The 18,674-nt window shown below is 36.8% G+C and carries 13 protein-coding genes; 6 read left to right on the top strand and 7 right to left on the bottom strand.

Going from position 1 to position 18,674, the window contains the following annotated elements; all coding sequences use genetic code 11:
- Nucleotides 1-59: 59 nt before the first annotated feature.
- Both ACE1OF_RS08405 and ACE1OF_RS08400 read left to right on the top strand, forming a co-directional pair.
- Nucleotides 60-1,280 carry an EAL and HDOD domain-containing protein gene (locus ACE1OF_RS08405; RefSeq protein ID WP_448893845.1) on the top strand — a complete coding sequence of 407 codons (1,221 nt, stop codon included), beginning with the start codon at nt 60-62 and terminating at the stop codon, nt 1,278-1,280.
- Nucleotides 1,281-1,321: 41 nt separating this feature from the next.
- On the top strand, nt 1,322-1,900 hold the full coding sequence (locus ACE1OF_RS08400) for a Tll0287-like domain-containing protein (RefSeq protein WP_448893844.1): 579 nt from the start codon (nt 1,322-1,324) through the stop codon (nt 1,898-1,900).
- 115 nt (nt 1,901-2,015) lie between these two features.
- Here ACE1OF_RS08400 and galE read toward each other — a convergent pair whose 3' ends face one another.
- The 7 genes from galE to ACE1OF_RS08365 all read right to left on the bottom strand — a co-directional run bounded on the left by galE (nt 2,016) and on the right by ACE1OF_RS08365 (nt 9,387).
- Nucleotides 2,016-3,038: a UDP-glucose 4-epimerase GalE gene (gene galE, locus ACE1OF_RS08395; RefSeq protein ID WP_448893843.1), complete on the bottom strand. Its 1,023-nt coding sequence runs from the start codon at nt 3,036-3,038 to the stop codon at nt 2,016-2,018.
- A gap of 59 nt (nt 3,039-3,097) precedes the next feature.
- Nucleotides 3,098-4,081 carry a DHH family phosphoesterase gene (locus tag ACE1OF_RS08390; protein WP_448893842.1) on the bottom strand — a complete coding sequence of 328 codons (984 nt, stop codon included), beginning with the start codon at nt 4,079-4,081 and terminating at the stop codon, nt 3,098-3,100.
- Between the two features lie 9 nt (nt 4,082-4,090).
- Nucleotides 4,091-4,729 (bottom strand): adenylyl-sulfate kinase, encoded by a 639-nt coding sequence (gene cysC / locus ACE1OF_RS08385; RefSeq protein WP_448893841.1) that lies wholly within the window; start codon nt 4,727-4,729, stop codon nt 4,091-4,093.
- 24 nt (nt 4,730-4,753) lie between these two features.
- Entirely contained in the window at nt 4,754-6,481 is a 1,728-nt protein-coding gene (locus ACE1OF_RS08380) for an SLC13 family permease (RefSeq protein WP_448893840.1), read from the bottom strand.
- A gap of 29 nt (nt 6,482-6,510) precedes the next feature.
- The gene (cysN, locus tag ACE1OF_RS08375; protein ID WP_448893839.1) at nt 6,511-7,914 is read right to left on the bottom strand and encodes a sulfate adenylyltransferase subunit CysN; all 1,404 of its coding nucleotides are present in this window, start codon (nt 7,912-7,914) and stop codon (nt 6,511-6,513) included.
- Between the two features lie 85 nt (nt 7,915-7,999).
- The gene (gene cysD, locus ACE1OF_RS08370) at nt 8,000-8,899 is read right to left on the bottom strand and encodes a sulfate adenylyltransferase subunit CysD (RefSeq protein ID WP_448893837.1); all 900 of its coding nucleotides are present in this window, start codon (nt 8,897-8,899) and stop codon (nt 8,000-8,002) included.
- Nucleotides 8,900-9,078: 179 nt separating this feature from the next.
- A complete protein-coding gene (locus ACE1OF_RS08365; RefSeq protein WP_448893836.1) occupies nt 9,079-9,387 on the bottom strand; it encodes a ComEA family DNA-binding protein in 309 nt (102 codons plus the stop codon).
- Between the two features lie 168 nt (nt 9,388-9,555).
- Between ACE1OF_RS08365 and mfd the strand changes: the two genes are divergently transcribed.
- The 4 genes from mfd to ACE1OF_RS08345 all read left to right on the top strand — a co-directional run bounded on the left by mfd (nt 9,556) and on the right by ACE1OF_RS08345 (nt 18,441).
- The gene (gene mfd, locus ACE1OF_RS08360) at nt 9,556-13,122 is read left to right on the top strand and encodes a transcription-repair coupling factor (protein WP_448893835.1); all 3,567 of its coding nucleotides are present in this window, start codon (nt 9,556-9,558) and stop codon (nt 13,120-13,122) included.
- Between the two features lie 50 nt (nt 13,123-13,172).
- Complete coding sequence (locus ACE1OF_RS08355; RefSeq protein WP_448893834.1) at nt 13,173-14,636, top strand: CsiV family protein; 1,464 nt, start codon at nt 13,173-13,175, stop codon at nt 14,634-14,636.
- Nucleotides 14,637-14,654: 18 nt separating this feature from the next.
- A complete protein-coding gene (locus tag ACE1OF_RS08350) occupies nt 14,655-14,948 on the top strand; it encodes a DUF1244 domain-containing protein (protein WP_448893832.1) in 294 nt (97 codons plus the stop codon).
- 160 nt (nt 14,949-15,108) lie between these two features.
- Complete coding sequence (locus ACE1OF_RS08345; RefSeq protein WP_448893831.1) at nt 15,109-18,441, top strand: alkaline phosphatase family protein; 3,333 nt, start codon at nt 15,109-15,111, stop codon at nt 18,439-18,441.
- The last annotated feature ends 233 nt before the right edge of the window (nt 18,442-18,674 follow it).

Below are 18,674 nucleotides of genomic sequence, written 5' to 3'. Positions count from 1 at the left end.
CCAATAGAACAGGTATATTGATTAATAACTGTTTTTATAAAAATTAAAATGCTCAAACTATGTACTTTTACGCCGCCAGACAGCCTATTTTGGATATAAACAAAAAACTCTACGCTTATGAGTTACTTTTTCGCGACAGTATAGATAATGTTTTCCCCGATATAGATGGCGATGAAGCCACCAGTAAAATGATTGAGGCAAGTAAATTTAATATGGGCATAAGTGACTTTACTAGCAATAAACTCGCCTTTATTAATTTCACTTTAGATACATTGTCAGCAGGTTACCCTGAAATGTTAACCAATGAAGAAGTCGTAGTTGAAATTTTAGAGACAATAAAACCAGGAAAAAAACTACTCTCTTTATGTAAAGATTTACATAGCAAAAGCTACATAATTGCATTAGATGATTACGAACATCAAGCCGTTTGGGTACATTTTTACCCTTACATCAAAATAATTAAAGTAGATATTCAACAAACAGACTTCAATGAAATAAAAACAATCATTGAGGCAATTAAAGATTTTCCACATATTGACTTATTAGCAGAAAAAGTAGAAACCTACGAAGAATATGAACAAGCTTTACAACTAGGATTTAAATATTTTCAAGGCTTCTTTTTTGCCAAACCTGAAATGATAAAAACTAAAAACTTATCACCTTCTCAGCTTGCCATGGCAGAATTATTATATGAAACATCAAAACCAGAATTAGATCTTACAAATATTACTGGTGTTTTTGAACGCGATGTGACCTTATCTTATAAATTACTTCGTTATGCAAACTCTGCTATATTTAGACGTCAAAGTGAAATATCTACAATTAAACAAGCATTAGTCATGCTTGGTTCAAGTGAACTTAAACGTTTTCTAGGACTAATGTTTGCTATCACAGCGAACCCAGGTAAACCTACCGAACTGATAAAATTAGCAATGACACGCGCAAAATTTTGCGAGCTTATTGCACACGATATTAAGTCTAAAGTCGATGAATCAACTGCATTTTTAATCGGTTTATTATCTATGATAGACGCGATTTTAGATGAAGAACTTGATGTTGTCTTAGCTAAACTCCCCTTGGCTGCAGAAATAAAAGACCCATTACTTACTCGAAAAGGCATTATGGCTGCAATTATTAAATTAGTAGAATTTATTGAACATGCTCAATGGGAGAAAACAAATATAGTAATGGAAAAACTAAAACTAAATAAAGAGCAAGCGGTTAAGCACTATAACGATGCACTTGCTTGGGCTGATGAACAAAGTCAATTGTCTAATTAATAATTTTCTTATCTCTATTTTTAACATTTATAGGACTTACTATGTTAACTTTCATAAAAAAAGGCTCTATGGTTACGTTAAGTACCGCCCTGCTAATGTGCTCTTATTCCACATTAGCACAAACAACTGATACAAAAGCACTTAAAGCTCAAGCCATCACCATTGTTAAACAGTTTGGTGGAACATTAAAACCACAACTAAAAAAAGCGCTTAACGAGGGCGGAGTTAAACACGCTATTGAAGTATGCTCAGTACAAGCCCCCAATATTGCTAAAGAATTAAGTTTAACTACCCAATGGCAAGTAAAAAGAGTCAGCTTAAGAGCAAGAAATAAGCAAAGTGCCACACCTGATACTTGGGAAGAAGCAACATTAAAGTCATTTAGCCAACGTCAACAACAAGGAGAAAAAGCACAAACAATCGCTAAAGCTGAAATAGTTAATAATGAATTTAGATTTATGAAAGCGCAAGGGGTTGAACCACTTTGCTTAACTTGTCATGGCACTAAACTCAGTGATGAAGCAAAGGCAGCACTAGCGCAATACTATCCAGAAGATCAAGCAACAGGTTATGCTTTGGGTGAAATAAGAGGCGCTTTTAGTTTAACCAAACAATTATAGCTAATAAACTATAACAAATGTTGATATATCACAAAAATTCAAAAGCCACTTCAATATAAAGGCTTAATGCTTTTTGAAGTGGCCAATACTAAGATAAGATTAAAAAACGATAAGATTAAAAACCGTGTGGATTTTCTGACTGCCAGCGCCAAGTATCTTCAATCATAGTATATAGATTTCTGGTTGCTTTCCAGCCCAATAGTTCATTCGCTAAATCTGCATTGGCATACACCATCGCTAGATCGCCAGCACGCCTTGGTACTATTTTATACGGAATATCTTGTTGGCTAATTTCTTTAAATGTATTCACAATTTCAAGTACAGAAGTACCGTTACCCGTGCCTAAATTAATCGCTTTACAGCCGGATATTTTGTCCAAGTTTTGTAATGCTTTAACATGGCCTTGGGCTAAATCAACCACATGAATATAATCACGAACTCCTGTGCCATCTACGGTATCATAATCATCGCCAAACACTTGTAATTGCGCTAACCTGCCAACAGCAACTTGTGCTACGTAGGGTAATAAATTATTAGGAATACCATTAGGGTTTTCACCAATTAAGCCTGAATTATGGGCGCCAATCGGATTAAAATATCGTAAACAAGCAATAGACCAACTACTGTCACTTTTCGCTAAATCAAACAAAATATGTTCAACCATCAACTTCGTTTGTCCGTAAGGGTTCGTCGCCGAGGTAGACATGCTTTCATTTAACGGGGAAACATTATCGCCGTATACTGTAGCAGAAGAACTAAACACCAACTTTTTAACGTTATGTTGTTCCATTACCCTAAGTAAATTAACCGTACCTGATACATTATTATGATAATAACTTAGTGGCTTTTCATTTGATTCACCAACCGCTTTATGACCTGCAAAATGTATAACCGCCTGAATATTATGTTGCTTAAACACTGTATTCATGGCGTCATAATCACATACATCGGCTTTGATAAAAGTCACTGCTTTATTAGTAATTTTTTTAATTCTATCAAGTACTTTAGTAGACGAATTAGATAAGTCATCCACAATAACAATATCTTGCTCTTCTGCATGCGAGGAAGCTAATGTTTGTAACTCTACAACTGTATGACTACCTATATATCCTGTGCCGCCCGTTATCAATAAACTCATGATATTTCCTTAGCTAAATTCAATACATTTATTCTATGCTTTATTACGCTTATAGAACTTTATTGGTAGTATTTTGCCACGCTATCAAAAAAATCACCAAGCATTTCTGCTGGCAGAGCATTAATCCCAGCCGCGGCAGCTCTCCCTCCTCCCGTAGGAAAATTAGCACATATCTCACCAGCACCTTGTTTATTATTTAAGGGCGCTCTTAAACTAATGGTATAGGATGGCATTTCTTTTATAGTAGTTGCATTTAGAGTAACAACTACATGCGCTTTGTTTGGTGACGCATTTGCTAATTCATTACCAAAAACACCACTTACACGTCTTGCCCAAGGCTCATCGGCTAATTGAACAGCGGAGAGTTGTTCATTATCTATCAATAATATTGATTGTTTAGCTTGGGTCATATCAGCTAGATAAGCGGCTTTCAGTTGATAAAATACTGAATTCGTATCATTAATCAAATCGAAAGGGTTCGGATAATTTAACAATATTTCAAATAATCTTGCTGGATGAAAATGCAAATCATCAATACTGCGCCCGTAACCATTGTAATTGATATAAACACCCAGCTCGCTTAATAACGCTTGTTGTTCAATTGAAACATCGTGCTTATCTGCAAGTACTTGTGCAGCAGCATGCATGTTGTCACCAAATGCAGCAGCGATTGCCCAATAAACAAATTCATTATTCAAATATTTATTAACTAACAAGCTCGTACAAATATTAGCATCAGTATTTATCAGCGTTGTTAAAAAGTTAGATTTTGGAATATCACCTGGCCTATGATGATCAACATAAAAAACAGCAATGTCTCTGTTTAGTAACTTGATTAAAGCATCAGCATTCTTCTCTAAAGAAATATCTAACACAGTAACTGAAGTTGCCTGCTCTACATCAACATTTTTCAGCAAACTAATATCGCGTTTTACTCCAGTGATTAAAATCGAGTCTTTAGAATGTGGTTTGGCTCGAGATAAATGAAGCTGTAATAAAGCAATAATGCCATCGGCATCACCATTAAACACATCATAGTGCATATGCTAACCTTATTTTTTAGTACTAAAGTGATTGTTTAAATTTTTATCTGTAGAAACAAAACCTTGTTTAACCAAATAATCCACAACTTGCTCAGCACAAGCTTGAATTGACTGCTCTGCTGTTTTAACGTGAATTTCTGGATTTTCTGGCGCATCATAATTAGAATCAATCCCAGTAAAATCTTTTATTTCACCTGCACGCGCTTTTTTATAAAGCCCTTTAGGATCTCGTTGTTCGCAAATACTAATAGGGGTATCAATATACACCTCAATAAATTCACCTTGTGCTAATTTGGCTCTAGCACTAGCTCTGTCTTGTTTAAACGGTGAAATAAACGCCGTAGATACAATTAAGCCTGCATCTAAAAAAAGTTTTGATACTTCACTTATTCGGCGTATGTTCTCAATTCGAGCTTCATCACTAAAACCTAAGTCACCATTTAAGCCATGACGAACATTGTCACCATCAAGCAAGTAACTATGGCATCCTAACTTAAATAACAAAGCATCAACAGCATTGGCTACCGTAGATTTTCCTGATCCGCTTAACCCTGTATACCAAAGCAAACAAGGCGTTTGATTTTTCAATTTAGCTCGTTGTTCTTTGGAAATATGTTGTTCATGCCAAACAGTATTTTCTGTTTTCATTTTATACTCTTTAATAATTTCAATCTAAAATGGGAACACTAAAGGAATCATCAATAATACCGTAGTGCTATAAATAATGGATATAGGTAGGCCAAATTTAACAAAATCAGCTAATTGATAATTACCTGCGTTATAGACCATAATATTGGTTTGATAACCATAAGGGCTAATAAAACTTCCACTTGCCGCAAACGCCACAGCCATCACAAAAGGAATAGGGTCAACACCCAAACCTAATGCAATATTATAGGCGATAGGAAATATCAATGCCGCCGCTGCACTATTAGTGATTAATTCAGTTAATAATAAAGTTAAAACAAAAATAGCAATAAAAGCAAAATAAGGGTTACTTCCATTGAGTAATTTCTCAATGCTATCTGCAATAACACCCGCCAGTCCTGTATTCTCAACCGCTGTAGCTAAAGTTAATGCGCCTAATACTATCATCCAAATCTCTAAAGGAAATCTACGCTTAACTTCATTTACGGTAAGTGCACCACTAAAAATAAGTGCTGCTACATACACAAATAAACAACTTAATAAAGATACTGGCGTTAATACAGAGGTTAAAATAGCCAACAAGAACCCCCATATTGTGCCATAATCACGCCAGCCACTTAACATATTTACTGCTTGATGACCTGATAAAATAAAGAAGTTTTTTGATAAGTTAGTTCTACTAGAAAAATCCTTCCCTACGGCTAATACAAGAAAGTCACCTGATTGCAGAACAATATCACCTAACTTACCCGACAAGGCACAACCTTCGCGACGAACAGCTACCACTGCTGCATCAAATCGCGCTCTAAAACCTGCTTTTTTTAAGGTTTTACCTGCAATTGCCGAATCGTTTTTTATTAGTACTTCAGTTAAGTTGTTTCTCAACAAATCATCTTGCTCAGCGAATAATGTTAAGCCGTCAAACTGCTGTAAGGTTAATACTTTAGAAATATCGCCACTAAAGATGAGTTTATCACCAGCTTGTAAGTTTTCTTCTGGTGTTACAGGTGAAATCAAACGCCCTCTGCGCACTATTTCAACCAAAAATAAAGCATCTAAATTACGTAAGCCGTTTTCCTCAACACTTTTACCGATTAATTTAGAGTCTGTTGATACCTCAGCTTCAAGTAAATAATCTTGTGTAGATAATTCCCCTTGCAACATATTGGGTAACGTTCTTGCTCGCAATACAACAATAATTAAACAAACAGCAAACGCCACACTGCCAATGGCCGTAAAATCAAAAAAGCTAAAACCTTCCGCGCCTTGTTCAAGTAATAAACTATTAACAATAAGGTTAGTTGAAGTGCCAACTAAAGTGAGAGTGCCTCCTAAAATTGCCGCATAAGATAAAGGTAGTAATAATTTACCCGCATTGATCAGCTTATTACTTTTAACGCTATTAATGAGGGTTGCGACTACAGCAGTGTTGCTCATTAAGGCCGAGGCAAAGGCAGTACCAATAAAAAGTCGTAGCATTGACCTTATTTTAGAACCACTAAAAACACTGTTACTCAGACGACGTAAAATACTAGTGCGTTCAAAAGAAAATGAACAAAGCACTAGCAAAATTAAAGTCACTAAACCTGGATTTACAGCATTAGCAAGAATGTCATCTACTGTAACAAAAGAAAACGCTAAACACACAAGTACCGTAATTGAAAAAATACGTTCAGGTACTTGTTGAAATTTGAGAAGACCAACAAAAGTGGTGACAAAAACCGCTATCATCAGCCACTGTTGTATAGTCATTATAAAATTATTATTGCTAAAAATGCTAATTAAAGCTTAGCAATATCCCTTGCGCCCCAATGAGGGAAATGTTTACGAACTAAAGTATTAAATTCTAACTCAAAAGCTGAATATTCATGGGTTTTCTGATCAAGTGCATTGTTAATCATACCAGCACCCACGGTAATATTACTCAGTCTATCAATAACAATAAAAGCACCTGTGCCTTTATTTTCTTTATATGGATCAAAATGTAAAACTTCATCAATCACTAAATTAACTGAGCCAATTTCATTAACAGCTAACTGTGCACTTGGCAGTTTTTCCATCGTATTTACGTCATATTTACTTTCAATACTTTCCGCATGCCCGGTGGTCATTTTGCTGCCATGCTTAATAAAATATTCACGGCCTGGTTCTAATTCATTTTCATGCATCCAAACAACGGTTGCATTAAATTCTTTAGTTGAATGTGGTAGATTGCCTTTTTTAACAATCATCTCACCACGGCTTATATCAATTTCATCTTCAAGTGTTAATGTTATCGCCATACCTTTATCAGCACGCTCAAGGTTGCCATCAAAGGTAACAATCTCTTTCACAACGCTTTCTTTACCTGAAGGCAAAGCAACAATAGTATCGCCTACTAAAACATGACCTGATGCAATAGTCCCTGCAAAACCGCGAAAATCTAGGTTAGGTCGGTTAACATACTGTACTTGAAAACGAAATGGCGTAAATTCATTTTTTGGTACAACATCAATCGTATTAAGCAACTTCATCAACGTTGCCCCTGGATACCAAGGCATGTTTACACTTTCTTCAACAACATTATCACCATTAAGTGCTGATAAAGGCACAAAGCGAACATCATCAAAATCAAGCGACTCAGCAAAGTCGCGATATTCTTTTTTAATTTCTTGATAACGAGCTTGTGAAAAATCCACTAAATCCATTTTATTCACAGCCACAATAATGTGCTTAAGGCCTAATAATGAACAAATAAATGAATGACGACGCGTTTGAACTTGCACGCCATAACGCGCATCAATCAAAATGATAGCTAAATCACAAGTTGAAGCACCTGTTGCCATATTTCGAGTGTATTGCTCATGGCCTGGGGTGTCCGCAATAATAAATTTACGTTGTTCCGTAGAGAAATAACGGTAAGCAACATCAATGGTAATCCCTTGCTCACGCTCAGATTGTAAGCCATCAACTAATAAAGCCAAATCAATAGCTTCGCCTGTTGTACCTGATTTTTTAGAATCTTTTTCAATGGCAGCCAGTTGATCTTCAAAGATCATTTTTGAATCATGCAACAAACGACCAATTAAGGTACTTTTACCGTCATCAACGCTACCGCAAGTTAAAAAACGTACTAATTCTTTATTTTCATGTTGCTTTAAATAAGCTTGAATATCATCTTCAATTAAGTCTGATTGGTGACTCATCACGTTCTCTCAAAATTTATAATTTATTTACTAAAATGTATTTGTCTAGGTTCGTTAGCTCGTTTTAACTAAAATAACAACGCGCTTAAAAGTACCCTTCCATTTTTTTCTTTTCCATAGAGCCCGCACTATCATGATCAATGACACGACCTTGGCGTTCAGATGTTTTGGTTAATAACATTTCTTGAATAATTTCAGGTAGTGTTGTCGCTGTTGATTCAACAGCACCTGTTAATGGGTAACAACCTAATGTTCTAAAACGCACATCTTTCATTTGAATTTCGTCATCAGGACCAATAGGCATACGATCATCATCAACCATAATTAACGTACCGTCGCGCTCAACAACAGGACGTTTTTCAGACAAATACAAAGGTACAATTGGAATGCTTTCCAAGTAAATATATTGCCAAATATCAAGCTCTGTCCAATTTGATAAAGGAAATACACGAATACTCTCACCTTTATTGACTTTACCGTTATACACATTCCATAATTCTGGACGCTGACTTTTAGGATCCCAACGATGGTTTTTATCGCGGAAAGAGTAAACACGTTCTTTAGCACGTGATTTTTCTTCATCACGGCGAGCGCCCCCAAAGGCAGCATCAAAACCGTATTTATCTAGTGCTTGTTTTAAGCCTTGAGTTTTCATTACGTCAGTGTGTTGTGCACTACCATGAGTAAAGGGTCCCATGCCCATGGCAATACCATCTGGATTTTGATGCACAAGTAATTCAAAGCCATAGTCTTTAGCCATTTGATCACGAAAAGCGATCATTTCTTTGAATTTCCAATTGGTATCAACATGTAATAGTGGAAAAGGAATTTTGCCCGGAGCAAACGCTTTGCGTGCAAGATGTAATAACACGGCTGAGTCTTTTCCAACCGAATAAAGCATTACTGGATTGTCAAATTCTGCCGCCACTTCACGGAAAATATGAATAGATTCCGCTTCTAATTTTTTTAAATGAGTTAAATTCATTGCCAATACAAACGTTGATAAAATTAATAACGAAAGAATGCCACATTCAGATTAATAATTCTATATATCAAACACGCCTTCTATAACAAAATAGAATATAAAAGTTATTTTTACACTTTAAATTATTTATAAAAAAGTCAGCAATAAGCTGACTTTTTAATACATATAATAAGTGAATTTTAGATCTTCAATCGGCCAATATTATCCGATAATACTTTTTCACCTATCCCTTTCACCTTAATTAAATCATTAACTGATTTAAAACCACCAACCTGATCACGATAAGCAACAATAGCTTGCGCTTTTTTCTGACCAATTCCTTTTAACGTTACTAAATCATCGACCGTTGACTTATTTAAATGAATAACTTGTTCAACTACCACAGTATCATTTGACACAGTGGCGTCTGCAAACACCAAGTTGCTATTTAAAAGTAAGATTGAGGTTAGTAGCGCACAGGTAAGTGCTTTCAGCGATAAAACGTTCATATTAAATCCTTGTAAAGATATCCATTAAAAGTTAAAGCATTAGATAAACAACAAAATGCTACTTATAGTTTTAGTTATAAAATAAATTTTTGTCAAATACATTTCAAATCACACAAAACTCGTTAGAATATGCAGTCATAATTTTCGTACCCCTATTAAAATTACGCTATGATCAAAAAAAGCTGCTTACTAACGCCCACTTTAGCCAAAAATACCCTAACCAGAGTTGATAAAAAAACCTGGCATAATCTGCAAGGCTCTAGTGATAGCATTGCGTTATATCACAGCGCATTAGTCAGTGATGCGCCAATATTATTGGTTACGCACGACACACCAACAGCACTCAAACTAGAACATGAATTACGTAGTTTAAAGCAAGATGCTGATGACTTAGCCCTATGCTTATTTCCTGATTGGGAAACATTACCTTACGATACTTTCTCTCCCCATCAAGATATTATTTCTCAACGTCTAGCAACACTTTACCAATTATCACGTATGAAGAAAGGCATCGTCATCGTGCCCGTGACCACCTTGGTACAAAGGTTAGCCCCAAAAAAATATATAGAATCAAATAGTTTCATTATTAACAAAGGGGATAAAAAAGACTTACACCAGCTTAGACAAACGTTAGAGTCCTGTGGTTATCGCAGTGTTGACCAAGTAATGGAACATGGCGAATTTTCTGCACGTGGTGCAATTTTAGATGTTTTTCCCATGGGTAGTAATATCCCATTTCGTTTAGATTTTTTTGACGATGAAATTGATGAAATTCGCTTATTTGACCCAGAAAATCAGCGTTCAAGTGAAAAAGTAGACAATATAAACTTATTACCTGCACATGAATTTCCAACTGATAAAGAAGCAATAAATTTATTTCGTAGCCAATTTCGTGAGTTATTTACAAGCTCGATAGACAAAGAGTCAATTTATCATCAAGTAAGTAATGGCATTCTACCGCCAGGTATTGAATACTACTTACCGCTGTTTTTCAACAACCAAAATAACACTGATGCAAGCAGTAGTAGCTTATGCGACTATTTATCGCCTGATACGCTCATTGTTGTATCGGGAGACATTGATAAATCACTCCAACAATATTGGCAAGATATTCATTATCGGTATGAAAACCGACGTTACGATCCAACGCGTCCGTTATTACCGCCAGAGCAATTATTTTTAAATGAAGAATTACTTTATACCGAGTTAAAACCGTTTGCTCGCATTACAATTGAAGCGTGTACGCCAATAGCACAAACTAGCGAAGTTGAGAAAAAACAAAAATCGAGTGCCATTCATTTTGATGTTGAAACATTACCAGACTTAACCATAGACCATAAACTTAAACACCCTTTTGAATTAATAAACAATTTTATCAGTGATAAAGAAACCCCCAATAAAATATTATTTATTGCAGAAAGCCAAGGTCGACGAGAAAGTGTTTTAGAGTTACTCGCTCGCGATAACATCAAACCAACTATATTCAACACAATTGAAGATTTTATTGACTCCCCAGAACAACTTGGGATTAGTGTTAATGCACTCAGCCAAGGTTTTACTTTCCAAACAAAAAAACGAACCAAAGCCAGTACTAAAAATAATGCCATCGCTCTAGTAACAGAAGCAGAATTATTAGGTGATCATGTTCGTCAATCAAGACGACGAAATAAAACTCAAGATATTGAAACCGATGCTATCTTCAAAAATTTAGCCGAACTTTCTATTGGTCAGGCGGTTGTTCATATAGAACATGGTATTGGACGCTATTTAGGCTTACAAACGTTAGAAACAGGCGGAATTACGACAGAATTTTTAATGCTTAGCTATGCTAATGATGCAAAATTATATGTACCTGTTGCGTCTTTGCATTTAATTAGCCGTTATTCAGGCAGTGATCCTGAACATGCACCATTACATAAGTTAGGTACAGACACATGGAGTAAAGCTAAACAAAAAGCGGCTGAAAAAGTACGTGATGTTGCAGCTGAATTACTCGATATTTATGCCAACCGCGCAAGTAACACAGGCTATACTTTTAAACGTGATAAAGAAGAATACTTAGCTTTTAGCGATAGCTTTGGTTTCGAAGAAACGTTCGATCAACAACAAGCTATCAATGCAGTGATAAGCGATATGTTATCGCCTAAATCGATGGACAGACTCGTTTGTGGTGATGTTGGCTTTGGTAAAACCGAAGTCGCCATGCGTGCGGCTTTTGTTGCCGTAAATGATAACAAACAAGTCGCAATACTCGTACCGACCACCTTACTTGCCCAGCAACATTATGACAATTTTCGTGATCGCTTCGCCAACTGGCCAATCTCAATCGAAGTACTATCACGTTTTAAAACAGCCAAACAACAAACCGAAATAATCAAGCAAGTTGAATCGGGTCAAATAGACATATTAATTGGCACTCACAAACTATTACAAAACAGTATTAAGTATAAAGACTTAGGCTTATTAGTTGTCGATGAAGAACATCGATTTGGCGTAAAACAAAAAGAAAAAATTAAACAACTGCGCAGTAATGTCGACATTCTTACCTTAACTGCTACCCCAATTCCACGCACATTGAATATGGCCATGGGCGGCATGCGAGATTTATCCATTATTGCAACGCCACCAGCTAAAAGATTAGCCGTTAAAACCTTTGTGCGTCAACGTGATGATGCACTCATTAGAGAAGCGATTCTGCGAGAAACTTTACGGGGTGGCCAAGTATATTTTTTACATAATCATGTCGACACGATAGAGAAAACTGCCAGTGACATTCAAGCACTTGTGCCCGAAGCACGTGTTGTCACAGCGCACGGACAAATGCGTGAACGTGAACTTGAACGTATTATGAGTGATTTCTATCATCAACGATTTAACGTAATTGTGTGTACAACCATCATAGAAACAGGCATTGACGTTCCCAGCGCCAACACAATTATCATGGACAGAGCTGATCATTTAGGTTTAGCACAGTTACATCAATTACGTGGTCGTGTTGGTCGTTCTCATCACCAAGCTTATGCTTATCTGTTAACCCCCCATGAAAAACGCATGACAAAAGACGCTAAAAAGCGTCTTGAAGCAATCGCTTCGCTAGAAGATTTAGGGGCAGGTTTTACACTAGCAACACACGATTTAGAAATACGAGGTGCGGGTGAATTATTAGGCGAAGATCAATCAGGCTCTATGAGCCAAGTAGGTTTTAGCTTATATATGGAAATGCTTGACCACGCGGTAGAAGCATTGAAAGACGGTAAACAATTATCACTTAATCAAGTTACCGCTAAACAAACAGAAATAGAATTACGTTTGCCAGCCTTGATTCCAGAAAGTTATATTTTTGATGTCAGCATACGATTGAGCTTATACAAACGAATCGCTAGTTGTAAAAATAAAAATCAATTGGATGATATTCAAGTAGAATTAATCGACCGTTTTGGTTTATTGCCACAAGCAACAAAAAATTTAATTCATATTGCGAAAATCCGTTTAAAAGCCCAAACTATTGGTATATCACGTATTGAAGTAAGTGAAAAAAGTGGTTCAATTGAATTCAATGATGATACCAGTGTTGATCATATGTTGATCATTGCTTTAGTGCAAAAACAACCAACAATGTATAAGATGGTACCACCTAACAAATTAAAATTTACTCACAAAAGTGACAATGAACAAGCAAGATTTAACTTAATCAGTAACTTATTAAATGAGTTAACGGCAACAAAATCAAAATAACAAACGTAATTAACTTAAAACTAATATCAGATATCAAACGCGGACTATTAATGAAATTAAATTCAGCTTTCTTCTATTCACTGCTTACGCTTAGCCTTTCTCAGCTTACAATGAATACAGACGTTTGGGCGCAAAATCAAAAAAATGCGGACACTGACCGATGGTTTGAAATTGAAGTTATATTATTCAAGCAATTAGCTGATAAAGCTAACTTAAAAGAAAAATTTCCAAAAGGTATTAATGCCTCAACATTGCCTAAGTATAAGCACTCTTTTGATCTACTAGGTTCATATCTACAGCCAAATTTAACAAATATCAAACAATTGATGCCTCACTGCGGTGAATCAAAACCACAGCAATTCCAATTCTTAGCTGAGCCACTTCAAAATGTAGGTCAAGTGCAAGTTGATAGCCAATTTAACTTGATAGAAACTGAATTAAACCAAACAAGGCCCCAAATAAACGATCAAATAAATGAACAATCAAGCACAACCCCTATCACTTTAGACTTACAGAAAGAAGATTTAGCTAAAGCAATTTTCTCAACTAAATCGCTTTGTATTATTACGCAAACAGAAATGGCAAACATACTTGATAAAGAACAACTTGACCATTTCAATATTGACTCATTTGGGGTGGATGCTTTACCAAGTAAATTAAATGCCATGGGGTTACATGATAGTGAGAAACCTTATTTAATTGCTGATGAGTCTTTATTATTAAAAGATATCTATCAAGGCTTACGCTGGAGTAAAGAATTCCAACCTTTACTACATTTTGGCTGGCGACAAGTGGGTATCACAGAAAAAGATGCCATTCCACTTAAACTGTTTGCCGGCGATCATATTGAATATCAATATCAAAAAGCACTTAATATCTATCAAGCTGAAGTTGAAGAAGCTAACGCGATAGAAAAAAACTTACTTGAAAAATTATCCCAAAATCAAACGAGTGTTGATAATGAATTCAAAATAGCTCAAGCACAAAAGCCACAAGTGTTAACTCAAACACAACTATTTTCTCGCCTTGACGCTTTAGAACAAAGCACCTCAAGTGACGCAATAGATAACGAGATAATTAATAATATTGTAAATCAAATTGATAAACAAAACCTTGATACACTTTTAACTCAAATAACGCAAAGTGAAAGCAACCTAACTAACGACATCGATATAAACGATGAAATACCTCATGGTATTCTGCCAGTTACTAGGAAAAAATTACCTCACTCTCTACTGCAACCATGGTTTTTAGACGGTTTTTTAAAAATACATTTAGATCATTACCTTTATATCACTGCTGATTTCAATTTGTATAATCAAGACCCCATTGAAACCATCTCTGACAATGGCATTTCTGATGAGGTTAAGCTCATTAACTTTAGTCAAAACCGACGGGTAATCACAGGTGAGATTCATTACTTTGATCACCCCTACATTGGGATGGTTATACAAATAAGACGCTTTGATCCTAGCAAACCCGAAGGTGAGCGCGTAAGTCAAGCAATCAGATAAAAATTAGCAAGGAACACCATGAATAAAGAAACTGAAATTCAAGCCGCTGTATTTCGACGTTTACTAGCACATTTAGATAATCGAAAAGACGTACAAAATATAGAACTCATGAATTTAGCAGGGTTTTGCCGTAATTGTTTTAGTAAGTGGACAGTGGCTGAAGCTGAAAAACTAGGTGTAGCTATAGACATTGATAGCGCTCGCGAACAAGTTTATGGCATGCCTTATAGCGAATGGAAAGAAAAACACCAACTCCCTGCAACAGAAGAGCAACTTGCTAAATTCAATGAGTTAAATAATTCCAGTAAATAGCCCCATTAATAAATAATGATAAAAGTAACCGTTAATAAAGCCAAATAATTCATCGAACTAGCTTTACTTTCTTCTTAATCTTCCTATGTTTGAGCCACTATTATATAGTGGCTTACGACTTATCTTTATAAATACTATTTATTAATAAATGGAGATTACATTGGAAGACAACAACATAAACACCAAACACATAAGTGTAGATATTGGCCTAGGGTATGAACAAGAGATAGCGGGCTTATTTCAATTTGGGGAAAACGGACCAAGTTTAATAGATGCAATCACCTTTGTTTTTAGTCAAACGCTACAAAGAGATATGTTTTTCGGGTCGTGGGCTCAAGCTTATCGTAATGGTAATGGCGAATACAGACTCAAGATCACCAGCCCTAACAACGATGTATCGGCATACCAAGAATTAGTTCCTAAATACATTGACGCGGGTAAACAGGCCATGGCAAGTTATTACGAAAATGTGCCCTATTCTGTACGAAAAGGCTGGGAATTTCTACTGCCCTTTGGCCTAGCAATGGCAAATATAAAGTCTATCCAATTACTCCATTTTCCGCCATTAGAAACCTTTACCTACAAAGATTACCTATATTCCCCTACCAATCGACGATGGGAATGTTTATTAGCACAAAGTAGTTTCAATGGGATAAATAATACGCCAGTTGAACGTATTATTGATGTAGCGCCAATCGCGGCTCCAGGTGGCGCAGGTAAAGAACTCACTGACTATAATCAAGATTTTATTCCTTATGTTAAAGCGCAATTAAACAATTTTCTACGCCCGCTAGAAGCCACTAATAACGAACTAACGCAACCTGTTGTTGCCTACGGTGGCCCTGTGCATGAATGGCTACAACAAGCCTTTTCACTGAAAACTACACCGCAAACACTCGACATCATTAAATTAACGGTCTTAGATAGCAAAGGTACTGGTAGTGCGCCCTGTACTTGGGTTTTATGTGCTAATCACCCAAGTGAATATCTGTATGATACTGATATTCCATTAAAAGATGCCAACAAACCTAACGGAGAATACCCTGCTCCTATTGAAGTGATGTGTCAGGATTTAATTGCGGCAGGTTGGCAAGCGCATATGTCTGAGAATCCGGGTGATGATCCCTACAAAACCCTGACAATGATGGAAAACCGTTGGGGCTGGGATCCAAAAACTAACAAGGTCAAAACCGATAAAATTGATGATTTGTTAGCTATTATGAAAGAACAAAATCAAGCTTTTAACCTAGATAATAACAGCTTTACTCCCACTCCTGAACAAACCGCAGCCAACACATTTGCTATACAACGTAATGGCACAGCAGATAACTATGCAACCTACGCTATAGATATTACAGCCAAAAATATTTTCTCTGAAGTCGCAATGGCTAAACAGGCCACTTTTGATAAAACACACCAATTAATGCAAGTAGGCGGTTACCTCATCGACTGGAAACCCGCCACCTCAGACGATGAGGTTATCGATTACCGCGTATTAAAATATGACCGAAATAGCAGTAATCCACTTGCTGAAAAAGTCGTGGCATACGGAAAATGGCCCAAAGATAAGTTTTTTAGTAATTATAGACCCAATTATGGCGCAACCTATGCACAAATTGAATTACTCGGTTTCCCAGGCTATGTGCTTAGTATAATTCCCGCAGAAGGAAGACGAAGTTATCAATTATGGAGCTTTGATCCCTTGGCCGAAGATGATTGTCTGTCTGCTGGCGAATTTCAAACAGGTGGTTTCCGTGATATAAGCGCAGATAGAGAATTATACCCCATAGGTAATTATGTATTAGACCGGAAAGGTGCTAATTACCGAGTATGGAGTTTTGATCCGCAATCAACCCCACCACTTGCCTTACCCACAATTCAAGAAGGTAACTGGACTCATATAGACGAAACAGACGCAATGGCAGTATTAGGTGAGTATATTGTAACGTGGAAACCTAACAATATTGCAGCAGGTTGCCAGTTATGGTTATTTGATGCTAGCCAAACTGACCCTCTCGGCAGTCAAGCCGTAAAAACTTCAACACTTCCTAAAAACTTTGAACAACACACCAGTTTATTCGGCGTTATTCCAAGTCAACCAGCTGACCAAGCAGCACAAAAAACACCTGGCACTATCGAATTTATGCGCGATAAAATAGAACATGTTGTGTATTACATGGTAGAAAGCCGCTCTTTCGATAATGTGCTTGGCTGGTTGTACGAAAAAGGAAAACAAGACGGACTACACTGGGTAGGTAAAGCTGATGATGGTTTTCGCGGCTTAGATACATCAATGAACAATACATTACCTAACGGTAAACAAGCCTTTGTTAGCCAATATCAGCAAGGAAAACTCAGTAATGATTATGTGCTGGGTGGTCCTGCACAAGATCCGTGGCACGACAACAGTGACGGATTGATGCAAATGTTTCATGGCTATAACGGTTATGCCGAACGCACTCAACCCACTATGGACGGCTTCGCTTGGAACCAAAATAGCGCAGCCGTAATGACGAATTTCAGTCCTGAACAGCTCCCCGTATTAAATGGCCTCGCGAAAAACTTTGCCGTAAGTGACGATTGGTTCAGTTCATTGCCTGGTGGCACTGATGTTAATCGAGGCTTTTCGGTTAGCGGTTCTGCTTATGATCGACTAGGTACATGGGAAGGAGGGAAGGCTTATCAAGACTGGCCTGATCAAGCCCATCGTCAGTCTTTCTGGAAAACACTGTGGAACCACGGACAGGAAGATTGGAAAATCTATTATAATGTTATTTGGGATAAGGCTGTTTTTACTTACCAACTCTATTTAAAAGGCCAAATTCAAGCGGTAGATGCAGCATGGGCTAAAGCAGTACTGCAAGAAAAAGGAACTAATAACCTACCAAACTCACAGTGGATATCACCAATGGAACAATTCTATGATGATATAAAATATAACAAACTGCCCCGTTTTAGTTATATTGAACCCGCTTGGGTAGGAGAAAGCTGCACCTCCTATCATCCGGGATCTTCATCCTCTGGTATCGCTTCCGTAGTACCTGCTGAACGTGCCCTTAATGATATTTATGAAGCGTTAAGCAGTAATCCAGACATTTGGTCAAAAACATTGCTTGTGGTAACTTTCGATAAAAATGGTGGCCTGTTCGATCATGTGCCACCGCCTTATGCCAATAAACCTTGGCCAAACGATTCCAGCGATGGTTTTGAGTTTGATATAAAAGGCCCCCGTGTACCGGCAATATTTGCATCACCATGGATCAAATCCAACACAGTAATGAGAGCGAGTAACGGCCAAGGATTTGACTCAACGTCTTTTGCTGCGACTTTATTAAATTGGTATGGTATTGCCCCTGGCACATGGGGACTGGGGGATCGTATTGCTAAAGCACCAACGATAGAAGGCGTTTTAAATGAAGAGAAAGCACGTAACAGCGTTCCAAAACTTTCTGTTCCTTATGATAAAAGCTTTCCTAAAAACACAAATACCTAAGAAACTTAACCTATCACAAAAATAAAGATAGTAAAAAAATAAATGGATGCTTTAACAGAGCATCCATTTAACAACGGGATGACTCTATCAAATAATTAACTAACCTGAGCTCGGCTTAACAAATGCTTCTCTAGCAGCTATTTTTCCTTACTTCTACGTTAAATTTACTTGCAATAGACCAGCTATTGACGCGAAATTTGCCTTGAATTAAGAAAAACTATCAAGCTAGAGAT

Source organism: Colwellia sp. E150_009, from assembly GCF_053543955.1.
This window is presented reverse-complemented; position numbering and strand designations above follow the sequence as displayed.

What these genes read in the sequence shown, in the direction of transcription:
- cysC (WP_448893841.1), bottom strand. Translation starts at nt 4,729, where the DNA reads ATGAAAACAGAAAATACTGTTTGGCATGAACAACATATTTCCAAAGAA.
- mfd (WP_448893835.1), top strand. Translation starts at nt 9,556, where the DNA reads ATGATCAAAAAAAGCTGCTTACTAACGCCCACTTTAGCCAAAAATACC.
- cysD (WP_448893837.1), bottom strand. Translation starts at nt 8,899, where the DNA reads ATGAATTTAACTCATTTAAAAAAATTAGAAGCGGAATCTATTCATATT.
- ACE1OF_RS08365 (WP_448893836.1), bottom strand. Translation starts at nt 9,387, where the DNA reads ATGAACGTTTTATCGCTGAAAGCACTTACCTGTGCGCTACTAACCTCA.
- cysN (WP_448893839.1), bottom strand. Translation starts at nt 7,914, where the DNA reads ATGAGTCACCAATCAGACTTAATTGAAGATGATATTCAAGCTTATTTA.
- ACE1OF_RS08380 (WP_448893840.1), bottom strand. Translation starts at nt 6,481, where the DNA reads ATGACTATACAACAGTGGCTGATGATAGCGGTTTTTGTCACCACTTTT.
- ACE1OF_RS08350 (WP_448893832.1), top strand. Translation starts at nt 14,655, where the DNA reads ATGAATAAAGAAACTGAAATTCAAGCCGCTGTATTTCGACGTTTACTA.
- galE (WP_448893843.1), bottom strand. Translation starts at nt 3,038, where the DNA reads ATGAGTTTATTGATAACGGGCGGCACAGGATATATAGGTAGTCATACA.
- ACE1OF_RS08390 (WP_448893842.1), bottom strand. Translation starts at nt 4,081, where the DNA reads ATGCACTATGATGTGTTTAATGGTGATGCCGATGGCATTATTGCTTTA.
- ACE1OF_RS08355 (WP_448893834.1), top strand. Translation starts at nt 13,173, where the DNA reads ATGAAATTAAATTCAGCTTTCTTCTATTCACTGCTTACGCTTAGCCTT.
- ACE1OF_RS08405 (WP_448893845.1), top strand. Translation starts at nt 60, where the DNA reads ATGTACTTTTACGCCGCCAGACAGCCTATTTTGGATATAAACAAAAAA.
- ACE1OF_RS08400 (WP_448893844.1), top strand. Translation starts at nt 1,322, where the DNA reads ATGTTAACTTTCATAAAAAAAGGCTCTATGGTTACGTTAAGTACCGCC.